Genomic DNA, 15304 nt, shown 5'->3' with positions numbered 1-15304 from the left:
CTGCAACCGGACCTGCTTGCGCTGTTAAACTGGCCCGGCGAGTGCTTCGATCCCCGGCCTGCTACGAGAAAGATCATGAGCCTGCTCCAGCCCAAGATTCCGTTCGGGCCAGACGATTACCTGGCCTGGGAAAGCGAACAGCCTTTCCGCAGCGAATACGTGGACGGCGAAGTGTTCGCCATGGGCGGTGCTTCCGACGCGCATGGCACGGTGGCGGGAAACCTGTTTGCCGGCTTGCATGCTCTTTTGCGTGGCAAGCCCTGCAAGACCTTCATCTCCGACATGAAGGTCCATGTCGAAGCAGCAAACAGCTTTTACTACCCGGACATCCTCGTCACCTGCGACCCGCGCGACCGCACGCCCGAGGCAAGCCACGTCAAGCGCCATCCGGTGCTGGTCGTCGAAGTGCTGTCGCCCACCACTGAAGCCTACGACCGTGGCGACAAGTTCGCTGCTTACCGCACGCTGCCCTCATTGCAGGAGTACGTGCTGGTTTCGGTGGAGCAGCGCCGCGTCGAAGTGTTCCGCCGCGATGCCACCGGGCACTGGGTGCTCTATCCGTTTGCAGCGAATGAAGAGCTGGAACTGGCCAGCGTAGATTTCCGCTGCCCGGTGGCCGAGGTATTCGAAGGCGTGAAGGGGGCTTAGGCTCGCGCTGCCCTTCAGGCCGGCTGCCCTTCAGGCCGGCTGCCGTTCTTCCAGAATCTTGAAGAACACCGTCTCCAGCGACACCGCCGGCTTCACCGTCACCAGCCGGCCGCCGGCAGTCTGCAGGCGGGTGAGGAAGGCGGGCAGGGCGGACTCGTCCAACTCCTGTTCGTACTCGCCTTCGCGGATTACCGCGTGTTCGCCGTCGAGCGGCGCATTGGCCTGGTAGCGGACGATGAAGCGGTCGGCGCGTTCGCTGACCAGGTCGCGCGGCGAGCGCGTGGTCAGCAGCTCGCCCTGGTGGATGAAGCCGAAGCGGTCGGCGATGCGCTCGACGTCGTGCAGCACGTGCGAGGTGAAGAAGATCGCGCCGCCGTCGCGCTTGTAGTCGGCGAGGATGTCCACCACGTCCTTGCGTCCCACCGGGTCCAGGCCCGATAGCGGCTCGTCCAGCACCAGCAGGCGCGGGCTGACGACCAGCGCATGGGCCAGCGCAACCCGCTGCACGTTGCCCTTCGACAGCTCGCGGATGCGGCGCCGGGCATTCTGCGCCACCGAGAAACGTTCCAGCCACTGCATGCACCAGGCCTCGGCATCCGCGCGGCGGATGTCGTACATGTCGAGCGCCATGCGCAGGATTTCCATCGGCGTGAACTGCTCGTACAGTGCGGGCGATTCCGGCACGTAGGCGATGCCCTTGCGCGACGCCGCTTCGCGCGCCGATACCCCGTACAGCTTCACCTCGCCTTCGTAGTCGTTGATGACGTCGAGCATGACCTTGATCGTGGTCGACTTGCCCGCGCCGTTGGGGCCGACGAAGCCGAAGACCTCGCCTTCGCTGACCTCGAAGCTGACGTCGCGCAGGGCCTGCACGGTCTTGCCGCGCGAATGGAAAGTCTTGCCGACGGAGCGGAATTCGAGAGCGGATGTCATGGGTGGTTTCCTTGGCTACTCCACATGCCCAGCGATTCGAAATCGAACGATAGCTGGCGATGGTGACGGATGGCGAGCAGATGCACGGTGTCGCCGATGTGCGCATACAGCACCAGATGTTGTGCCGTCACGTATTCCCGCAGGCTGGCCGCGGGGTCCAGTTTTTCAAGCTGTGAGACGAGCCGCTCGAGCTGTGAGGCCGCTTCGATGGATTGCGCAGGGCGGGTGAGGAAATCACGGCCCATGTCCGGGTGGCGCTCGAGGTTCGGGATCACCACGTCGTGCAGGGTATTGAGCAGCGTATCGAAATGCCCGGACGAATCGGTCCCATCCAGGAAGCCTTCGATGGCTTCGAGATGAAGCTCGAAGCTTCGGGTGACGAGGACGGCAGCGATCCTGCTCATTCCTTGGCGCGGCGTGCCTTGAAATCGGCGATCGCCGTGCGGGCGTCCCGGCTGCGGCCCTCGGCAACGTCTCGCAAGCCGCTTGCGGCATCGTCGATCAGCAGCATGTGGATGTGCGCGCGTTCGAGCCGATGGTAGTGGTCCAGGCGCTGTGCATCGATCAGTGCGACATAGCTCTCACCATTCTTGGTGATGATCTTCTCCGCGCCTGCCTTGACCTGGTCCGCCAGCTCAGACAACTGGGCGCGGGCGGTGGTCAGCGAAACGATGTCTCGTGCAGTGATGGTCATGGTGGTCGCTGTACAGAGTTGACGCCTTGATTCTAGCCTGAAGGCAAGCGCTCGGTAGCAAATCGAGCTTGCCGCCAAGAGAAGGTCGGCGATGCCGGTAGCTTGGGCGGGTGCCTCGTTCTGTGGCAAGGACGGTTGGAACAGCTCTGCCTACGGCCTTTCGAGCCCGGCGATCTTCAGCTCCCGCAAGCGGAAACGCCCCTCGGCGAACTCATAGCCGATGCGCAAGGGATCGTCCGGGAAGGCGTCCAGTTCGCCGCTGTCGATCAGTGCCTGCGGATCGGCCAGCGCCTGGCCGAAGCGCGCCTCGTAGCGCTGCTGGGCGGCGCGCAGTGCCATCAGGCCCTGCAGCCGGGCGATGCGCTTGTCGAGCATGCCCTGCAGCTTGGGGTCGTTCGTCTGCGCGCGCTCGCGCTGCAGGAATTCCAGCGCCGCGCTGTCGTCCTTCAACTCGCCCGCGGCCAGCATGATGGCGAACTTGCGAAAGCCGGCCGCGTTGTCGGTGGCACGTTCGGCGGCCGTCTCCAGCGCCGCGCGGGCACCGTCAACGTCGTGCAGGAAGAAATACTGGTTGAAGCCGTAGAAGAAGGGCGGCACCTCGTCCCAGAAGCGGCAATCGGTCGCGCGCTTGAGCAAGTCGTTGCCCTCGGCCACCGCGCCGCCCCAGGTCAGCAATGCATTGCCCTGGTAGTAGTTGTCCTCGTGGCAGGGATTCAACTGCGCCACGACGCGCCGCGCACGGATGGCGAAAGAGGCATTGGCTTCCGCCGCCTCGGGTGCATCACTGGCGGTGGCGACGGCACGGATCGACTCGAAGTTCGCCGCCAGGAAGCGGTCACCGCCGGTCAGCAGCAACTGCACCGGCGCCGACAGCACCACGCGGTCGAACACCTCGGCCGGCGGTGCAGCACTGACGGACGGACGCGTCGCCCAGATCGCGGCAAACAGGCCGAAGCCGGCTACCGCGACCGCCAGCGGAGCGAGGTTCCTGCTATCCATCATGCGAACTTCTTGCGGTTCAGCGCCCACACCGACAGACCCAGCAGGGCCGCCGCATAAGCCAGCGCCGAGACCACGCGCAGCGCCCAGTCCTCGGGCAGGAACTGCCACTGGCCGTAGAGCGAGATCATCCGCACATCCAGCGCAGCCAGATCGGGCAACAGGTAGCCGAGCAGGCTCAGCGACGACTGGTAAGTGTCGGCATTGCCGACCAGCGTGCTGTCGCGCGTCAGCAGCGCGACGATGGCCGAATAGGAGCGCGCCACCAGCATGAAGCCGAGGGTGCCGATGAGGACGAAGCTAGGTGTGGTGGTGGTGACGGCGATCAGGGTGCCGATGGTGAGCACGACCAGCAGGTCGAGGGCGATGAAAGCGAGGGTGACGAGATAGGGCAGGCCGAGGTCGGGAGGCGTGGACTGGGCGTAGCCATTACCGATAAATGTGATTAGACCGCTGAGTAGGGCCGATAAGACCACCAGTACGATTAATAGCAATCCAAAGATGGCAGCGAAGCGGCCGATTAGGAAACGGTAACGTGGGCGAGGATAGGTTAGTGAGCTCAGGAACAGTTTTCGGTCGAATTCGCGTGATAGTAGTTCCTGGAGTAGAAGCACTGCGACAACCGGCAGTGCGATGCGGAACACCGTCAGGCCAAGGTCCAGTGTCACGGTGGCGGGCTGGCGAGCACTGAATTGGGCCGCTATTAGCCCGATCGTGACCAAGGCGATGGAAAGCCAGAGGAACAGGGTGAGAAAGCGGGCGCTGAGGATGAGGTGGACAGCTACGCGAAAATCCGAAAATAAATTCATTGAAAACTCAAAAGGATAATTTTCAGAATCGTGGATTTTTTATATGAAAATCAATTCAATCGATTTCTCAGAATAAGAAGGTTTATTTTCTAAAAGTGGAAGCCGCTGTGACAAAAGTTTACAGCGGCTTTAAGAGGATCAAGATCAAGCAGATTTTAACAAGATTGGATTTGCTTATGCTTCAATCTTGTTGCTCCTATTGGCGTTGTTCACTTGCTGTTGTTGCGGCCTGATTGGCACTGCATGCTTGACCGGGATATACCGGTATGACGGTACCAGCTAGCGTGGTTGCGGTTGCCATAGCTGCTCCGGTGGCAGTTACCCGTTCAGTTCCGGTGCATTCAGTGACATCTCCTGTATCCGGGTCGGGAACACCGCATCCTTCTGGGGTAGGCCGGTCCACCTGCCGCGCGACCGTTCGGCCACCAAGGTGGCAAGCACTGATGGCAACGCGTGTTGCGGTGCAGTTGACGCCGGCATTCACCCCAGTTGACAGATTGATGGTTACATTCTCATTGAGCAGACCACATTGGTCGATTGTAACGGGGCCGGATCCTGCAAGCGGTACAGTTCCTGTAGCAACTTGTGCAAAAGTCAGGCCCGATGCCATCAAACCAATCAGCAGAACAGAAAGCTTTTTCATCTTGTATCTCCAAATTCCAGATCAGATCAGCGCAGCGATGAGATGATTGCAGTGATGCCGTTCTTGGCATCAGCCACTGCGGAAGTGTCGTTGGCCTTCGCTCGATACTCGTTGAACTGCGGAATCGCGATGGCTGCCAGAATGCCGATGATCGCCACGACGATCATCAGTTCGATCAGGGTGAAACCTTTCTGAATCTTTTTCATTTGCCTTGCTCCTTTGAGTACGGCGGTGATCCGCTTGACATGTACATAGCGAAAGCCGTGCCAGGTTCAGGAGCGCAAGTTAGGGCAAGTTTCCGTGATTTTTTACCGCTGGTTGACAGCAGGACTAGGCGGGATGTGACAAAGCGGAGAGCTGGAGTGTCAACTTTTGACAATTGGATCACCGGGAGATACTGCAAAACTCGCGTGCGTTGTTCTTGTGACGAGAGGAAGTCTCTTTTTGCCGATCCGGCCGTAGCGCATTTCGGCAGAACTGATACGGGAATCTCGCCGTCAGGCGGACGTTGCCCATTCCCGGCAGATTTTCCCGGTTTGCTCGACGGCCAGCGTTTCGCCGGTCAGGCCGCAGCGCGTGGTGTCGCCGTCGGTGCGGAAGTGGGCGCATTGCCGGCAGATGCCGAAGGCGTGCTGGCCGTTGAGGCGTTGAAGGGCGACGAGGATGTCGCGCAGGGTGTCGGCGAGCGCGGCGCCGTCGGCCTGCATGTCGAGCGCGCGCTGCATGCGCTCGGCCCAGCTGTCCTGCATCACCGCCATGCCGGCAGGCGTCAGCTTCAGGTGGATGCGCTTGCCGTGGCGTGCGTCGGCCTGCTTGATGATCAGCGCCTTGCGTTCGAGCACGGCCAGGGTCTGTGACACGGTACCGCGGGTGATGCCGAAGTAATCGGCGATGGCGATCGGCAGGTCGCTGTACTGGTTGGCCTGGGCGAGGTATTGCAACACCTGGATGTGGATCGGCAGCAGGCCGTGGCGCGCGGCGTCCTCCCGCACGGCCTGCTGGAACAGTGTGCTCAGGCGTTCGAGGTACAGGGTGGCGGTGCTCATGAAGATAATGTATCGCCTCGATGCATGACTTGACCAGCATGATGTGTGGGGTCTATGCTAAAAATGCATCGAGTCGATGCATAAATATCCATTGAACCGAGGAGAGTCATCATGAGCAAGGCTGTGTTCTTCCACGCGGGTTGCCCGGTTTGCGTATCCGCGGAGCAGCAGTTCGCCAGCGCGCTTGATCCTGCGCGCTATACGGTCGAAGTCGTGCATCTGGGCGAGCAGAAATCCCGCATCGCCGAAGCCGAAAGCCTCGGCGTCAAGTCGGTGCCGGCGCTGGTCATCGACGGCCAGCCTTTCCACATCAACTTCGGTGCCTCGCTGAAGGATCTGAAGTAGGTGCCGCTTGATATGCACGGTGTTGGCATCTGATGGCCGCCTCTGCCAGAATGTGACCATGTGGTCATTTATGGAGGTGCGCCATGCGTACTGTCGCTGTTGTCGAAGCGAAGAGCCATTTTTCGGCACTGCTGGCTGCCGTGGAGAATGGTGAAGAGGTGGCGATCACGCGGCGTGGCCGGGTGATCGCTCGTCTCGTGCCGGATACGATGCGCTCGGCGGCGGATGTCTTCCGGCCGTGCTGGGAGGATGGCGGGCTGGATCTGAGCCCGCCTGACGATGCGCCGGCAGAGCCGGTAGCCGATTGGGACTGACGGTCCATGAGCTACCTGCTCGATACGAACATCTTCATCGCGGCATTGAAGGGGCATCCAGCCGTGCGTGCTCGGCTGGAAACGCTGCCGGCGGCAGCAATCCTGTTGTCGCCGATCGTGCTCGGGGAGTTGGAAACCGGTGTGGAAAAGAGTGCGCAGATCGAGCGCAACCGGAGCCGGCTCGCTGCCGTGCTTGCCGGCCTGGCCGTGCCGCCGCTCGATGCTGCGGTCGGCGGTGTCTATGCACGTGTCCGTGCCGAACTCGAAAAGCAGGGGACGCCGATCGGCGCCAACGATCTATGGATCGCCGCCCAGGCGCTTTCGCTTGGCGCCGTACTGGTCACCGACAATGTGCGCGAGTTCGGGCGGGTGAAGGGGCTCGTCGTGGAGAACTGGCTTGCCGAGTGAGCGGGGCCCTTGCCTGAATGGCTGACCATCCGGCGCCCCGATCTCGAATCAAGCCTTCATTTCCGTTTCGGCTTCCGCCGCTGCTCCACCGGCTTTTGTGCAGCCGCCGCCGGGCGCGGCTGGCCGTATTGCCGGTAAACGGCACGGGCGTCGGCCTCCGCGCGTTCCTGCGTGCAGATGGACGGATCGTCGTCGTGGCCGCTGAAGAAGTCGTCCTCCTGCGCGGCCATGACGAGCTTGATCGCGGCCTCTTCGCTCTGCTCGTAGCGTTCGTAGAGCAGGGTGGTGACTTCGTCCAAGTGCTGTTCGTAGCTCATCGGCATGGCGTCCGGCCCCTCAGCGCAGCGTGACGAGTTCTTCGGCACTGGTGGGGTGGATGGCGACGGTGCGGTCGAAATCGGCCTTGCGCGCGCCCATGCGGACGGCGACGGCAAAGCCTTGCAGCATCTCGTCGGCGCCGTCGCCGATGACGTGCACGCCGACGATGCGTTCGTCGGCGCCTTCGCAGACCAGTTTCATCGCCGTACGCGGGCGGTGCTCGGTCAGGGCGTGGTACATGGCGGTGAAGCGGGTGGTGTAGACCTTGACCTCGGCGAAGCGCTTGCGGGCTTCGTCCTCGGTGAGGCCGACGGTGCCGATCGGCGGGTGGCTGAAGACGACGGTGGGGATGTTGTCGTAGTCGAGCCGGCTGTCGGGCTGGTTCAGGAACAGGCGGGCGGCCAGCTTGCGGCCGGCGGCGATGGCGACGGGGGTCAGCTCGGCCTGGCCGGTGATGTCGCCGATGGCGTAGATGCCGGCCACCTTGGTGTTCTGGAAGGCGTCGGTATGGATGACGCCCTTGTCGTCGGCGGCGATGCCGGCGGCTTCGAGATTCAGGCGGTCGGTGTTGGCGCGGCGGCCGGTGGCCCACACGAGGGCGTCGGCTTCGAAGACCTTGCCGTCATCGCAGGCTATGCGCAGGCTGCCGTCGGCCTGGCGGCTGACCGACTTGGGCTGGACGCCGAAGTTCAGGCGCACGCCATTGGCCTGCATCTGTTCGCCGAGCTCGTCGCGCAGCATGGCGTCGAAGGGGCGCAGCAGGTGGGGGCCGCGCACCAGCATGTCGACCTCGCTGCCGAGGCCCTGGAACACGCCGGCCAGTTCCACCGCGACGTAGCCGGCGCCGACCACGGCGACACGGCGCGGCTGCCGGTCGAGGGCGAAGAAACCGTCCGAATCGATGCCGAGCTCGGCGCCTTCGATGTCCGGCAGCGCCGGGCGGCCGCCGGTGGTGATGACGATGTGCGGCGCGCTGTAGCGTTCGCCGCCGACTTCGATCGTGCGGGCATCGACGAAGCGGGCGAAGCCCTCGACGACGTCGACGCCGGCCTTGTCCAGCATGTTGGCGTAGATGCCGTTGAGGCGGGCGATGTAGGCGTCGCGGCGGGTCTTGAGAGTGTTCCAGTCGAAGCGGATTTCCGGCGCGTCGAAGCCGTAGCCGGGGGCGTCGCGCATGGCCTGGGCGATGTTCGAGGCGTACCACATCACTTTCTTCGGCACGCAGCCGACGTTCACGCAGGTACCGCCGAGGCGGGCGGCTTCGACCAGCAGCACGCGGGCGCCGTATTCCGCCGCGCGCCGGGCGGTGGCGACGCCGCCGCTGCCGCCGCCGATGGCGATGTAGTCGTATTGCTTCATGTCGGATTCCTTTGCTGGATGTCGGTGACGGCCGGGTTGCCGTCGAGGTTCAGGCTGCGGCCGGCCTCCGCAAGTTCCTCGGGGGTGTTGATGTTGCGGAAGGCCGCGGCCTCGTCGTCGAAAGCCGCTTCAGCCACGTCGAGGGTGTCGTGCCAGCGGGCGACGCCGCGCCCGCCGCCGTGGAGATAGTCGGCGAGGTGCCCGGCCAGCTCGCGCCGGCACAGGCAGAACACCGGCTGCAGGCGTCCGGCCGCGCGGGCAACGGCGAGCTGGGCGCCGGCTGCGTGCAGCGCACCGGCGAGGCGGTCGACGAGATCGGCCGGCAGGAACGGCGAGTCGCAGGGCGCGGTGGCGACCAGTGGGTGGCGGGCGTTCGACAGCGCGGCATGCAGTCCGGCAAGCGGGCCGGCGAAGCCGCCGATGTCGTCGCCGAACACCGGATGGCCGAAGGCGCGCCAGATTTCGAGATTGCGGTTGGCATTGATGATGACTTCATCCACCTGCGGCGCGAGGCGCGCGAGCACGTGTGCGGCCATCGGCCTGCCGGCGAGTTCGGCAAGGCCCTTGTCTACGCCGCCCATGCGGCTGCCCTGGCCGCCGGCGAGCAGGACACCGGTGATGCGGCGGTCGGCAGGGCGCGGGGCAGGAGCGGGCATCGTGACGGCAATGAGGTGTCGGCGAGGCTGTCGATTGTAGCGGCTTGCCGGCCATGCGGTCAGGCCGCGGGCGGCTTCCTGCTGCCGAGCAGGCCGACGGCCTGCAGCACGTGTGGCGGCGGACCGCTGAGCCAGTTGCGGATTTCGTCCGACGGCAGGGGCTGGGCGAAAAGGTAGCCTTGGGCAACGTTGCAGCGATGGTCGGCGAGAAAACGCAACTGCGCCTGGGTCTCGACACCTTCGGCGACCACGGTCATGCCGAGGCCGTGGGCCAGGGCGATGGTGCCGCGCACGATCGCGGCGGCGTCGTGGTCGCCGGTGTCGCCGACGTCACCGACGAAGCTCCTGTCGATCTTCAGCTCCGAGACCGGGAAGCGCTTGAGCAGCGACAGCGAGGAATAACCGGTGCCGAAGTCGTCGACCGCGATGCTGACGCCCAGGCCGTGGATGCTCCGCAGCAGTTCGGCGGCGCAGCCGGGGTCGCGCATCGCGGTCGATTCGGTCAGCTCCACCTTCAGCATCGATGGCGCGAGCCCGCTGTCGCTGAGGCCTTCGCGGATGGTGTCGACGATGGCCATGTCCGAGAACTGGCGGGCCGAGACATTGACCGCCAGCGGTACTGCGAGCAGCCCTTCGCGGCTCCAGCGCGCGGTCTGCCTCATCGCGTTGTGGATCGCCCATTTGCCGATGCCGCGGATGATGCCGGATTCTTCCGCAGCGGGAATGAACTCGTCCGGCATCACCCGCCCCTTGCCCGGGCGCTGCCAGCGGATCAGGGATTCGAGGCCTGCCAGGCGGCCGCTGGCGATCTCGATCTGCGGCTGGTAGAACAGTTCGAATTCTTCGTTGGCGAGGCCGTGGTGCAGCGCTGTTTCCATGTCCAGGCGGTCGCGCGACCAGGTGTTCATCTCCGGCGAGTAGAAGGTGTAGCGGCTGCCGCCTTCGATCTTGCCCCGGTACATGGCCTTGTCGGCCATCGACAGCAGGGTTTCGGCATTCGGACTGTCGTCCGGCCCTACGCTGATGCCGATGCTGCACGACAGCAGCAGGCCGGTGTTGCCGTCGGCCTCGAACTCGCGGTCGAGAATCTCGAGCACCTTGAGCGCCACGGCGATCACCGCAGTGCGGTCTTCCAGCTTGTCCATCAGGATGATGAATTCATCGCCGCCCCAGCGTGCGATGGTGTCGCCGCGGCGCACCGAGGCCTGCAGGCGCGCAGCCACTTCCCGCAGCACGGCGTCGCCGGCGTCGTGTCCCAGGCTGTCGTTGATGCGCTTGAAGCGGTCGAGGTCGACGAACAGCAGCGCCAGCATGTTGCTGTGGCGCAAGGCATTGGCCAGCGCCTGGCGCAGGCGGTCGAGCAGCAGGGCGCGGTTGGGCAGCCCGGTCAGCAGGTCGTGAGTGGCTTCGTGCTGCAGCCGGACGGTGGCGGCGATGGCGTCGGTGACGTCGTTGAACGCCAGTACCGCGCCGCCGCCGGCACCGCCGACCGGGGTCGCGGTGAGCTTGAGGGCGTAGCTGCTGCCGTCCGGACCCTGCCATTCGATCGGTTCCGGCAGGCGTATGGGCAGCCGGTTCTTCAGGCAGGCGAGCACGGTTTCGACGATCTGCGGGGTCTGGCCGGTATGGCCGCGGACGAGGTCCCCGATCAGGCTGCCCTGCGCTTCGTCGCGGCTCAGGCCGGTCAGATGTTCGGCAACGGGATTGGTCAGGGTGACGCGGGTGCCTTCGTCGATGGTGAAGACCGCATCGGCGATCGAGCGCAGGGTGGCGTCGGCGTCCTGCTGGGCGTGGCGCAGCCTGCCGCGGGTGCGCTGCAGGTACAGCCCGAACCACAGCAGGCTGCCGAACAGCAGGCTGGCCAGTGCCGGGATCGGGGAGATCCACAATTGCCAGGCATTGAGCGCCATGCCGCTGATGGCAACCGGAAGCATGGCAAGGCCGGCCACTGCGGCGGCGGCGGTGGGCGGGGACTGCAGGCGGGCGTGGACGAGGGCGGCAAGCGTCAGCAAGGCCAGGCCGAGGCCCAGGGCGGCGCTGTTGTCCGCGCTGCGATAGATCAGGCCGCTGTTCAGTGCGTCATAGGTGCGGGCGTGGAACTCGACCGCTGCCATCGGCTGGCCGTTGCGGGAGTCCGGGGTGGGCAGGCTGGCATCGAGGCCATAGGCCGTGGGGCCGATGAACACGGCTTTGCCGCGCAGCCGTTCGGCGAGCTCGGGGCGGTCGAGCAGGCTGTGATACGGGATGCGGGCAGGTGCGGTGCTCGTGCCGGGATAAGGCAGCAGGATTTCGCCCTCGCGCACCCACTGCGGACTGGAAGCGACATGGCGCATCCAGTGAGTGCCCGAAGCTGCCTGGCTTCGGGCCGCCAGGCGCAGGGCTGCCAAGGCGAGCGCTTCCCAATGCGGCGAGCCGCTGCCCGCGCGGCGATAGGTGCGCCGCACCAGGGCGTCGGCGTCGAGTTCGACATCGACATGGCCGAGTGCGGCGGCGGCATTGCCGAGTTCGGGCGTGGGCAGCAGGTCGGCCACGCCGCCGTCGAAGCCCCCGGCCTCCCGTGGCGCAACTGCCAGCGCGACGCGGCCGGATGCCGCGATAGACGCCGCCAGCCGCTGGTCGCTGCCGGAGGGCTCGGCAAACAGGATCGACATGCCGATGGCGGAGACGCCGGCCGCGCTGAGCCGGTCGACCAGCTGCGCATGCACGGCACGATCCCAGGGCCAGCGTCCGAGCGCGTGGAGTGAAGCGTCGTCGATCGCGATCACGATCGAATCCTGCGTGCGGTTCTTGCCGCGGAACAGCGGCTCGAGCGTGTCGTAGGCGAGCAGGTCGAAACGCTGCACCGGCAGCCAGGAAAGCAGCGACAGGGCGCATGCCAGGACTGCTGCCACTGCCCATGGCAGGTAGCGTCCGGAGACTTCGGCCAGTCGGCTGCGGCTCACAGCGCTAGCCTCCTTCATCTCCATGGTCGGGGGCCGGGGCCTTGTGCAGGGAGGCCAGCGTCCTGCGAAGCCCCTCCGCCGCGCCGCCATGGGGAGCGTGCGCGTGTCTTGCGGACGGAGGGGCGAGGGCCGTCATAGCGCGAGGATCACCGGTAGCAGCAGGAAGAGCGCTTGCCAGCGGCTGTGCGGAACGTCGATCTGCTGCGCCTGGCCCCAGGGGCCGGGCGGGCTGCCGGGCTCTTGCGTGCGGATGCGCACATGCCAGGTTCCGGCTTCGGGCTGGTGGAGGGCGATTTCGGGCGTGGTGGTGTCGAACTCATGTTCCGGTGCGCTGAAATCGGCTTCACGGCTGAGCTGGACCTGGTAGCGGTCGCCTTCGCTGCCTGCGCGCCAGTGCAGGCGGAGGAGATCGCTGTCCACTTCGGCTGCAGCGGCGGTGGGGCCGGCAGGGGGGCGCCGGAAGGGCTGGGGGTCGGACCATGGTCCGCGGCCTTCCGCCGTCGTGCTGACGGCGACGCGCCAGAAGTAGTCGCCGGCAGGCAGCGCATCCACAACGAGTCCGGTGCCGTCGAGCGTTTCGTGAGCGGTGAGCGGAGCACTGAAGCTGCTGTCGGCGGCGAGCTGGAAATGGTAGGCCCGGGCGTCCGGAATGCGGGCCCAGCGGAAGGTGACCCTGTCCTCCACCGCGAAGCCGCCGGCCGCCGGCTGGCTGGGGAAAGGAGGCTCAGGGCGCGCATCGACGACGATCTCGCGCTCGGCGCCCAGGCCTTCCAGGCCGCGGCCGTCGATTGCGCGCACGCGTATGTGGTAGCGGCCGTCGGCCAGCGCGGCGCTGCCGAGCACCGCCGGCTCATCGGCGACGAGATCCGATGCGAGCGCGGTGAAGCTCTGCTGCGAGGCGACCTGGGTGCGGTATCGCGTGGCCCCTGCGACGGCTTCGATCGGCAGGCGGAAGGGTAAGCGGTCGATGACTCCGGGAACGGCTTCCACGCTTGGCGCAGGCAGCAGGCCGGTGGCCTGCCCGGGCGCTTCGCCTGCCGCCGCATAGGCACCGGTGGCGGCGCCCAGGCGGGTTTCGCCGCGACGGTTGTGCAGGGAAACTTCGCCGCTGACCGTTTCCGCCAGCATGCCGTCGGCCAGTGCCGCGACACGGAATTCGGTGCCGCGGACGGCGGCCACGGCAGCGGGCGTCTCGATGGTGTAGCGGCCGCCGCTGTGCCGCATCGACTGTACGCTGTTGTCGATGCGGCCGCGTTTCAGTTCGAAGTCGACAAGCTGCCCATCCGAGGCCTCGAGGCGATGCAGCGTGCGTATGTGCAGCTCGGAATTGGCTTCGATCAGGTTGCGGCTGCCGTCCGGAAGCTGCAGCGTCACGCTGCCGTCATGTCCGGTGCGGATCAGGCTGCCGGCGGAAAGCATCATGCCGGGCGAGAGCGGGCTGGCCTGGCTGCCGATCTCATGCTGGACGGTGCCGAGCACATCGACGACGCGCGCCGACACGGCTTCTGTCCGCATCCACTTGAACGGCATGCGCAGCCGGGTGCCGGGGGGGATCCGGGTCGGCTCGAGGATCTGGTTGTAGGCCTGGATCCTCGGCCAGTAGTTGATGTGCTTGAGATAACGCGTGGTGATGTTCCACGGGTTGTCGCCGGGCTGGACGATGTAGTCGAAATCCTGTTGGGCCTGGGCTGCAGCGCAGGGGCCGAGCAGGGCGAAGAGCAGGAGGGACGACATCCGGGCTGCCCGCAGGGCAGGAGGTCGCGGCAGAGGTCTGATGTCCATGGCAGTCCTTGCGGCAGTGGACGATGCTGAAGCCGGTGTCGTCCGATGTTTTTTTCCTACGTAGCGAATGATAGCCCCACGAGCCGGTGGAGAAGCATGCGGAAGATCAAAATGCATACTTCTTGCTCATATCGTGTTTACAGGGGCGGACATGACGCGTTCTGCCCGGCAGAACTGTGGCGGGCGGTACAATGCGCCCCTTCCCTGCCCGGAGCCCGCAATGGCCGAAACTTTCTTTTCTCCCTGTCCACGTGGCCTCGAAGCCCTGCTTGCCGACGAACTGCATGCGTTCGGCGCCAAAAGCGTGCAGGCGGTGCATGGCGGGGTGGCCTGGCAGGGCGACTGGGCAGCCTGCCATCGCGCCAACCTGGAAAGCCGGCTCGCCACCCGCGTGCTGTGGCGGGTGGCGCAGGGGCGCTACCGGGCCGAGATCGACATCTACAAGCTCGCCTACAGCGTGACCTGGGCGAAGTGGTTCACCGCCGACGACACGATCCGCATCTACGTCACCGCGCGCAAGTCGCCGCTGAAGAGCCTGGAGTTCATCACGCTGCGGGTCAAGGACGCGGTGTGCGACCATTTCCGTACCGTCAGCGGCCGGCGCCCGAGCGTGGATACGGCGAATCCGGCGGTGCGCATCCATCTCTTCCTGACCGAGGACACGGCGACGCTGTACGTCGATACCTCGGGCGAGCCGCTGTACAAGCGCGGCTTCAAGCCCGCCGCGGTCGAAGCGCCGCTGAAGGAGAACCTGGCCGCCGGCATCCTGCGCCTGTCGGGGTGGACGCCGGGCGAGGTGCTGCTCGATCCGATGTGCGGCAGCGGCACCTTCCTGATCGAGGCGGCGATGATGGCGCTCGACATCGCACCGGGGCTGGGGCGCGGCTTCGGCTTCGAGAAGTTCCGCCACCACGACCGGGCCGGCTGGGCAGCGGTGCGCCGCGCCGCAGAATCGCGGCGGCAGGCGCCGCGTGTCCTGCCGCTCTTTGGTTCGGACATCGTCGGCGAATGGGTGCGCCGCACGCGGGTGAATCTGGACGCCGGCGGACTGGCGAAGTGCGTGACCCTGGACCGCGCCGACGTGCTGGAGCGTATGCCGCCCGCGGCCGAGGGCGTGATGGTGGCGAATCCGCCCTACGGCGTGCGCATCGGCGAGGCCGAGGAACTGGCTGCCTTCTATCCGTGCCTGGGCGATGCGCTCAAGCAGCGCTGGGGCGGCTGGCGCTGCCATTTCTTCAGCGCCGATCCGGCGCTGCCGAAGCTGATCGGCCTGAAGGCGAGCAGGCGCACGCCTTTGTTCAATGGCGCATTGGAATGCCGCCTGTACGAATACCGCATGGTCGCTGGCAGCAACCGGCGCAAGGAGCGTGAGCCGGACGCGGGGCCGTCGGACGGCGGCGGCTGAGCC

At 65.7% G+C, this 15304-nt stretch carries 17 protein-coding genes and 1 pseudogene; 5 read left to right on the top strand and 13 right to left on the bottom strand.

Annotated elements, in window-relative coordinates; all coding sequences use genetic code 11:
• The first annotated feature begins 75 nt into the window (after nucleotides 1-75).
• A complete protein-coding gene (locus tag QM748_RS13515) occupies nucleotides 76-648 on the top strand; it encodes a Uma2 family endonuclease (protein WP_415247445.1) in 573 nt (190 codons plus the stop codon).
• A gap of 30 nt (nucleotides 649-678) precedes the next feature.
• Here the strand turns inward: QM748_RS13515 and QM748_RS13510 are convergent, their stop codons facing one another.
• The 8 genes from QM748_RS13510 to QM748_RS13475 all read right to left on the bottom strand — a co-directional run bounded on the left by QM748_RS13510 (nucleotide 679) and on the right by QM748_RS13475 (nucleotide 5772).
• Complete coding sequence (locus QM748_RS13510; RefSeq protein ID WP_415247444.1) at nucleotides 679-1581, bottom strand: ABC transporter ATP-binding protein; 903 nt, start codon at nucleotides 1579-1581, stop codon at nucleotides 679-681.
• Entirely contained in the window at nucleotides 1578-1985 is a 408-nt protein-coding gene (locus QM748_RS13505) for a type II toxin-antitoxin system RelE/ParE family toxin (RefSeq protein WP_415247443.1), read from the bottom strand. The genes QM748_RS13510 and QM748_RS13505 overlap by 4 nt, the downstream gene beginning before the upstream one ends.
• Entirely contained in the window at nucleotides 1982-2275 is a 294-nt protein-coding gene (locus QM748_RS13500) for a type II toxin-antitoxin system Phd/YefM family antitoxin (RefSeq protein ID WP_415247442.1), read from the bottom strand. Before QM748_RS13500 ends, QM748_RS13505 begins: the two co-directional genes overlap by 4 nt.
• Before the next feature lie 150 nt (nucleotides 2276-2425).
• Nucleotides 2426-3277, bottom strand: coding sequence for a hypothetical protein (locus QM748_RS13495; RefSeq protein ID WP_415247441.1), 852 nt, complete (start codon nucleotides 3275-3277; stop codon nucleotides 2426-2428).
• Nucleotides 3274-4083 carry a hypothetical protein gene (locus tag QM748_RS13490; RefSeq protein ID WP_415247440.1) on the bottom strand — a complete coding sequence of 270 codons (810 nt, stop codon included), beginning with the start codon at nucleotides 4081-4083 and terminating at the stop codon, nucleotides 3274-3276. The genes QM748_RS13495 and QM748_RS13490 overlap by 4 nt, the downstream gene beginning before the upstream one ends.
• Before the next feature lie 196 nt (nucleotides 4084-4279).
• Entirely contained in the window at nucleotides 4280-4726 is a 447-nt protein-coding gene (locus QM748_RS13485; protein WP_415247439.1) for a hypothetical protein, read from the bottom strand.
• 26 nt (nucleotides 4727-4752) lie between these two features.
• Nucleotides 4753-4932, bottom strand: a complete 180-nt coding sequence (locus tag QM748_RS13480) for a prepilin-type N-terminal cleavage/methylation domain-containing protein (protein WP_004335670.1) — start codon at nucleotides 4930-4932, stop codon at nucleotides 4753-4755.
• A 291-nt stretch (nucleotides 4933-5223) separates the two neighbouring features.
• Nucleotides 5224-5772 carry a MarR family winged helix-turn-helix transcriptional regulator gene (locus QM748_RS13475; RefSeq protein WP_415247438.1) on the bottom strand — a complete coding sequence of 183 codons (549 nt, stop codon included), beginning with the start codon at nucleotides 5770-5772 and terminating at the stop codon, nucleotides 5224-5226.
• A 111-nt stretch (nucleotides 5773-5883) separates the two neighbouring features.
• Here QM748_RS13475 and QM748_RS13470 point away from each other — a divergent pair, with 111 nt between their 5' ends.
• The 3 genes from QM748_RS13470 (at nucleotide 5884) to QM748_RS13460 (ending at nucleotide 6839) form a co-directional block, all read left to right on the top strand.
• Nucleotides 5884-6117 (top strand): thioredoxin family protein, encoded by a 234-nt coding sequence (locus QM748_RS13470; protein ID WP_415247437.1) that lies wholly within the window; start codon nucleotides 5884-5886, stop codon nucleotides 6115-6117.
• A gap of 83 nt (nucleotides 6118-6200) precedes the next feature.
• Nucleotides 6201-6431, top strand: coding sequence for a type II toxin-antitoxin system Phd/YefM family antitoxin (locus QM748_RS13465; RefSeq protein WP_415247436.1), 231 nt, complete (start codon nucleotides 6201-6203; stop codon nucleotides 6429-6431).
• Between the two features lie 6 nt (nucleotides 6432-6437).
• Nucleotides 6438-6839 carry a type II toxin-antitoxin system VapC family toxin gene (locus QM748_RS13460; protein ID WP_415247435.1) on the top strand — a complete coding sequence of 134 codons (402 nt, stop codon included), beginning with the start codon at nucleotides 6438-6440 and terminating at the stop codon, nucleotides 6837-6839.
• A gap of 119 nt (nucleotides 6840-6958) precedes the next feature.
• On the opposite strand, the pseudogene QM748_RS13455 reads toward QM748_RS13460, so the two are convergent.
• The 5 genes and pseudogenes from QM748_RS13455 to QM748_RS13435 form a co-directional block, all read right to left on the bottom strand.
• Nucleotides 6959-7162 (bottom strand): annotated as a pseudogene (locus QM748_RS13455) (hypothetical protein); the annotation flags it as partial.
• A gap of 13 nt (nucleotides 7163-7175) precedes the next feature.
• Nucleotides 7176-8516: a glutathione-disulfide reductase gene (gorA, locus tag QM748_RS13450; RefSeq protein WP_415247434.1), complete on the bottom strand. Its 1341-nt coding sequence runs from the start codon at nucleotides 8514-8516 to the stop codon at nucleotides 7176-7178.
• Nucleotides 8513-9172, bottom strand: a complete 660-nt coding sequence (mobA, locus tag QM748_RS13445; protein WP_415247433.1) for a molybdenum cofactor guanylyltransferase MobA — start codon at nucleotides 9170-9172, stop codon at nucleotides 8513-8515. The genes gorA and mobA overlap by 4 nt, the downstream gene beginning before the upstream one ends.
• 59 nt (nucleotides 9173-9231) lie before the next feature.
• Complete coding sequence (locus QM748_RS13440) at nucleotides 9232-12114, bottom strand: EAL domain-containing protein (RefSeq protein WP_415247432.1); 2883 nt, start codon at nucleotides 12112-12114, stop codon at nucleotides 9232-9234.
• A gap of 132 nt (nucleotides 12115-12246) precedes the next feature.
• Complete coding sequence (locus QM748_RS13435; RefSeq protein ID WP_415247431.1) at nucleotides 12247-13848, bottom strand: FecR domain-containing protein; 1602 nt, start codon at nucleotides 13846-13848, stop codon at nucleotides 12247-12249.
• Nucleotides 13849-14116: 268 nt separating this feature from the next.
• Here QM748_RS13435 and QM748_RS13430 point away from each other — a divergent pair, with 268 nt between their 5' ends.
• Complete coding sequence (locus QM748_RS13430; protein ID WP_415247430.1) at nucleotides 14117-15301, top strand: THUMP domain-containing class I SAM-dependent RNA methyltransferase; 1185 nt, start codon at nucleotides 14117-14119, stop codon at nucleotides 15299-15301.
• Nucleotides 15302-15304 lie beyond the last annotated feature (3 nt).

Origin of the sequence: Thauera sp., assembly GCF_047601425.1 — a bacterium.
Taxonomy (GTDB): Bacteria; Pseudomonadota; Gammaproteobacteria; order Burkholderiales; family Rhodocyclaceae; genus Thauera.
The sequence above is the reverse complement of the archived record's forward strand: the minus strand, read 5'-3'. Positions and strand labels throughout refer to the sequence as shown.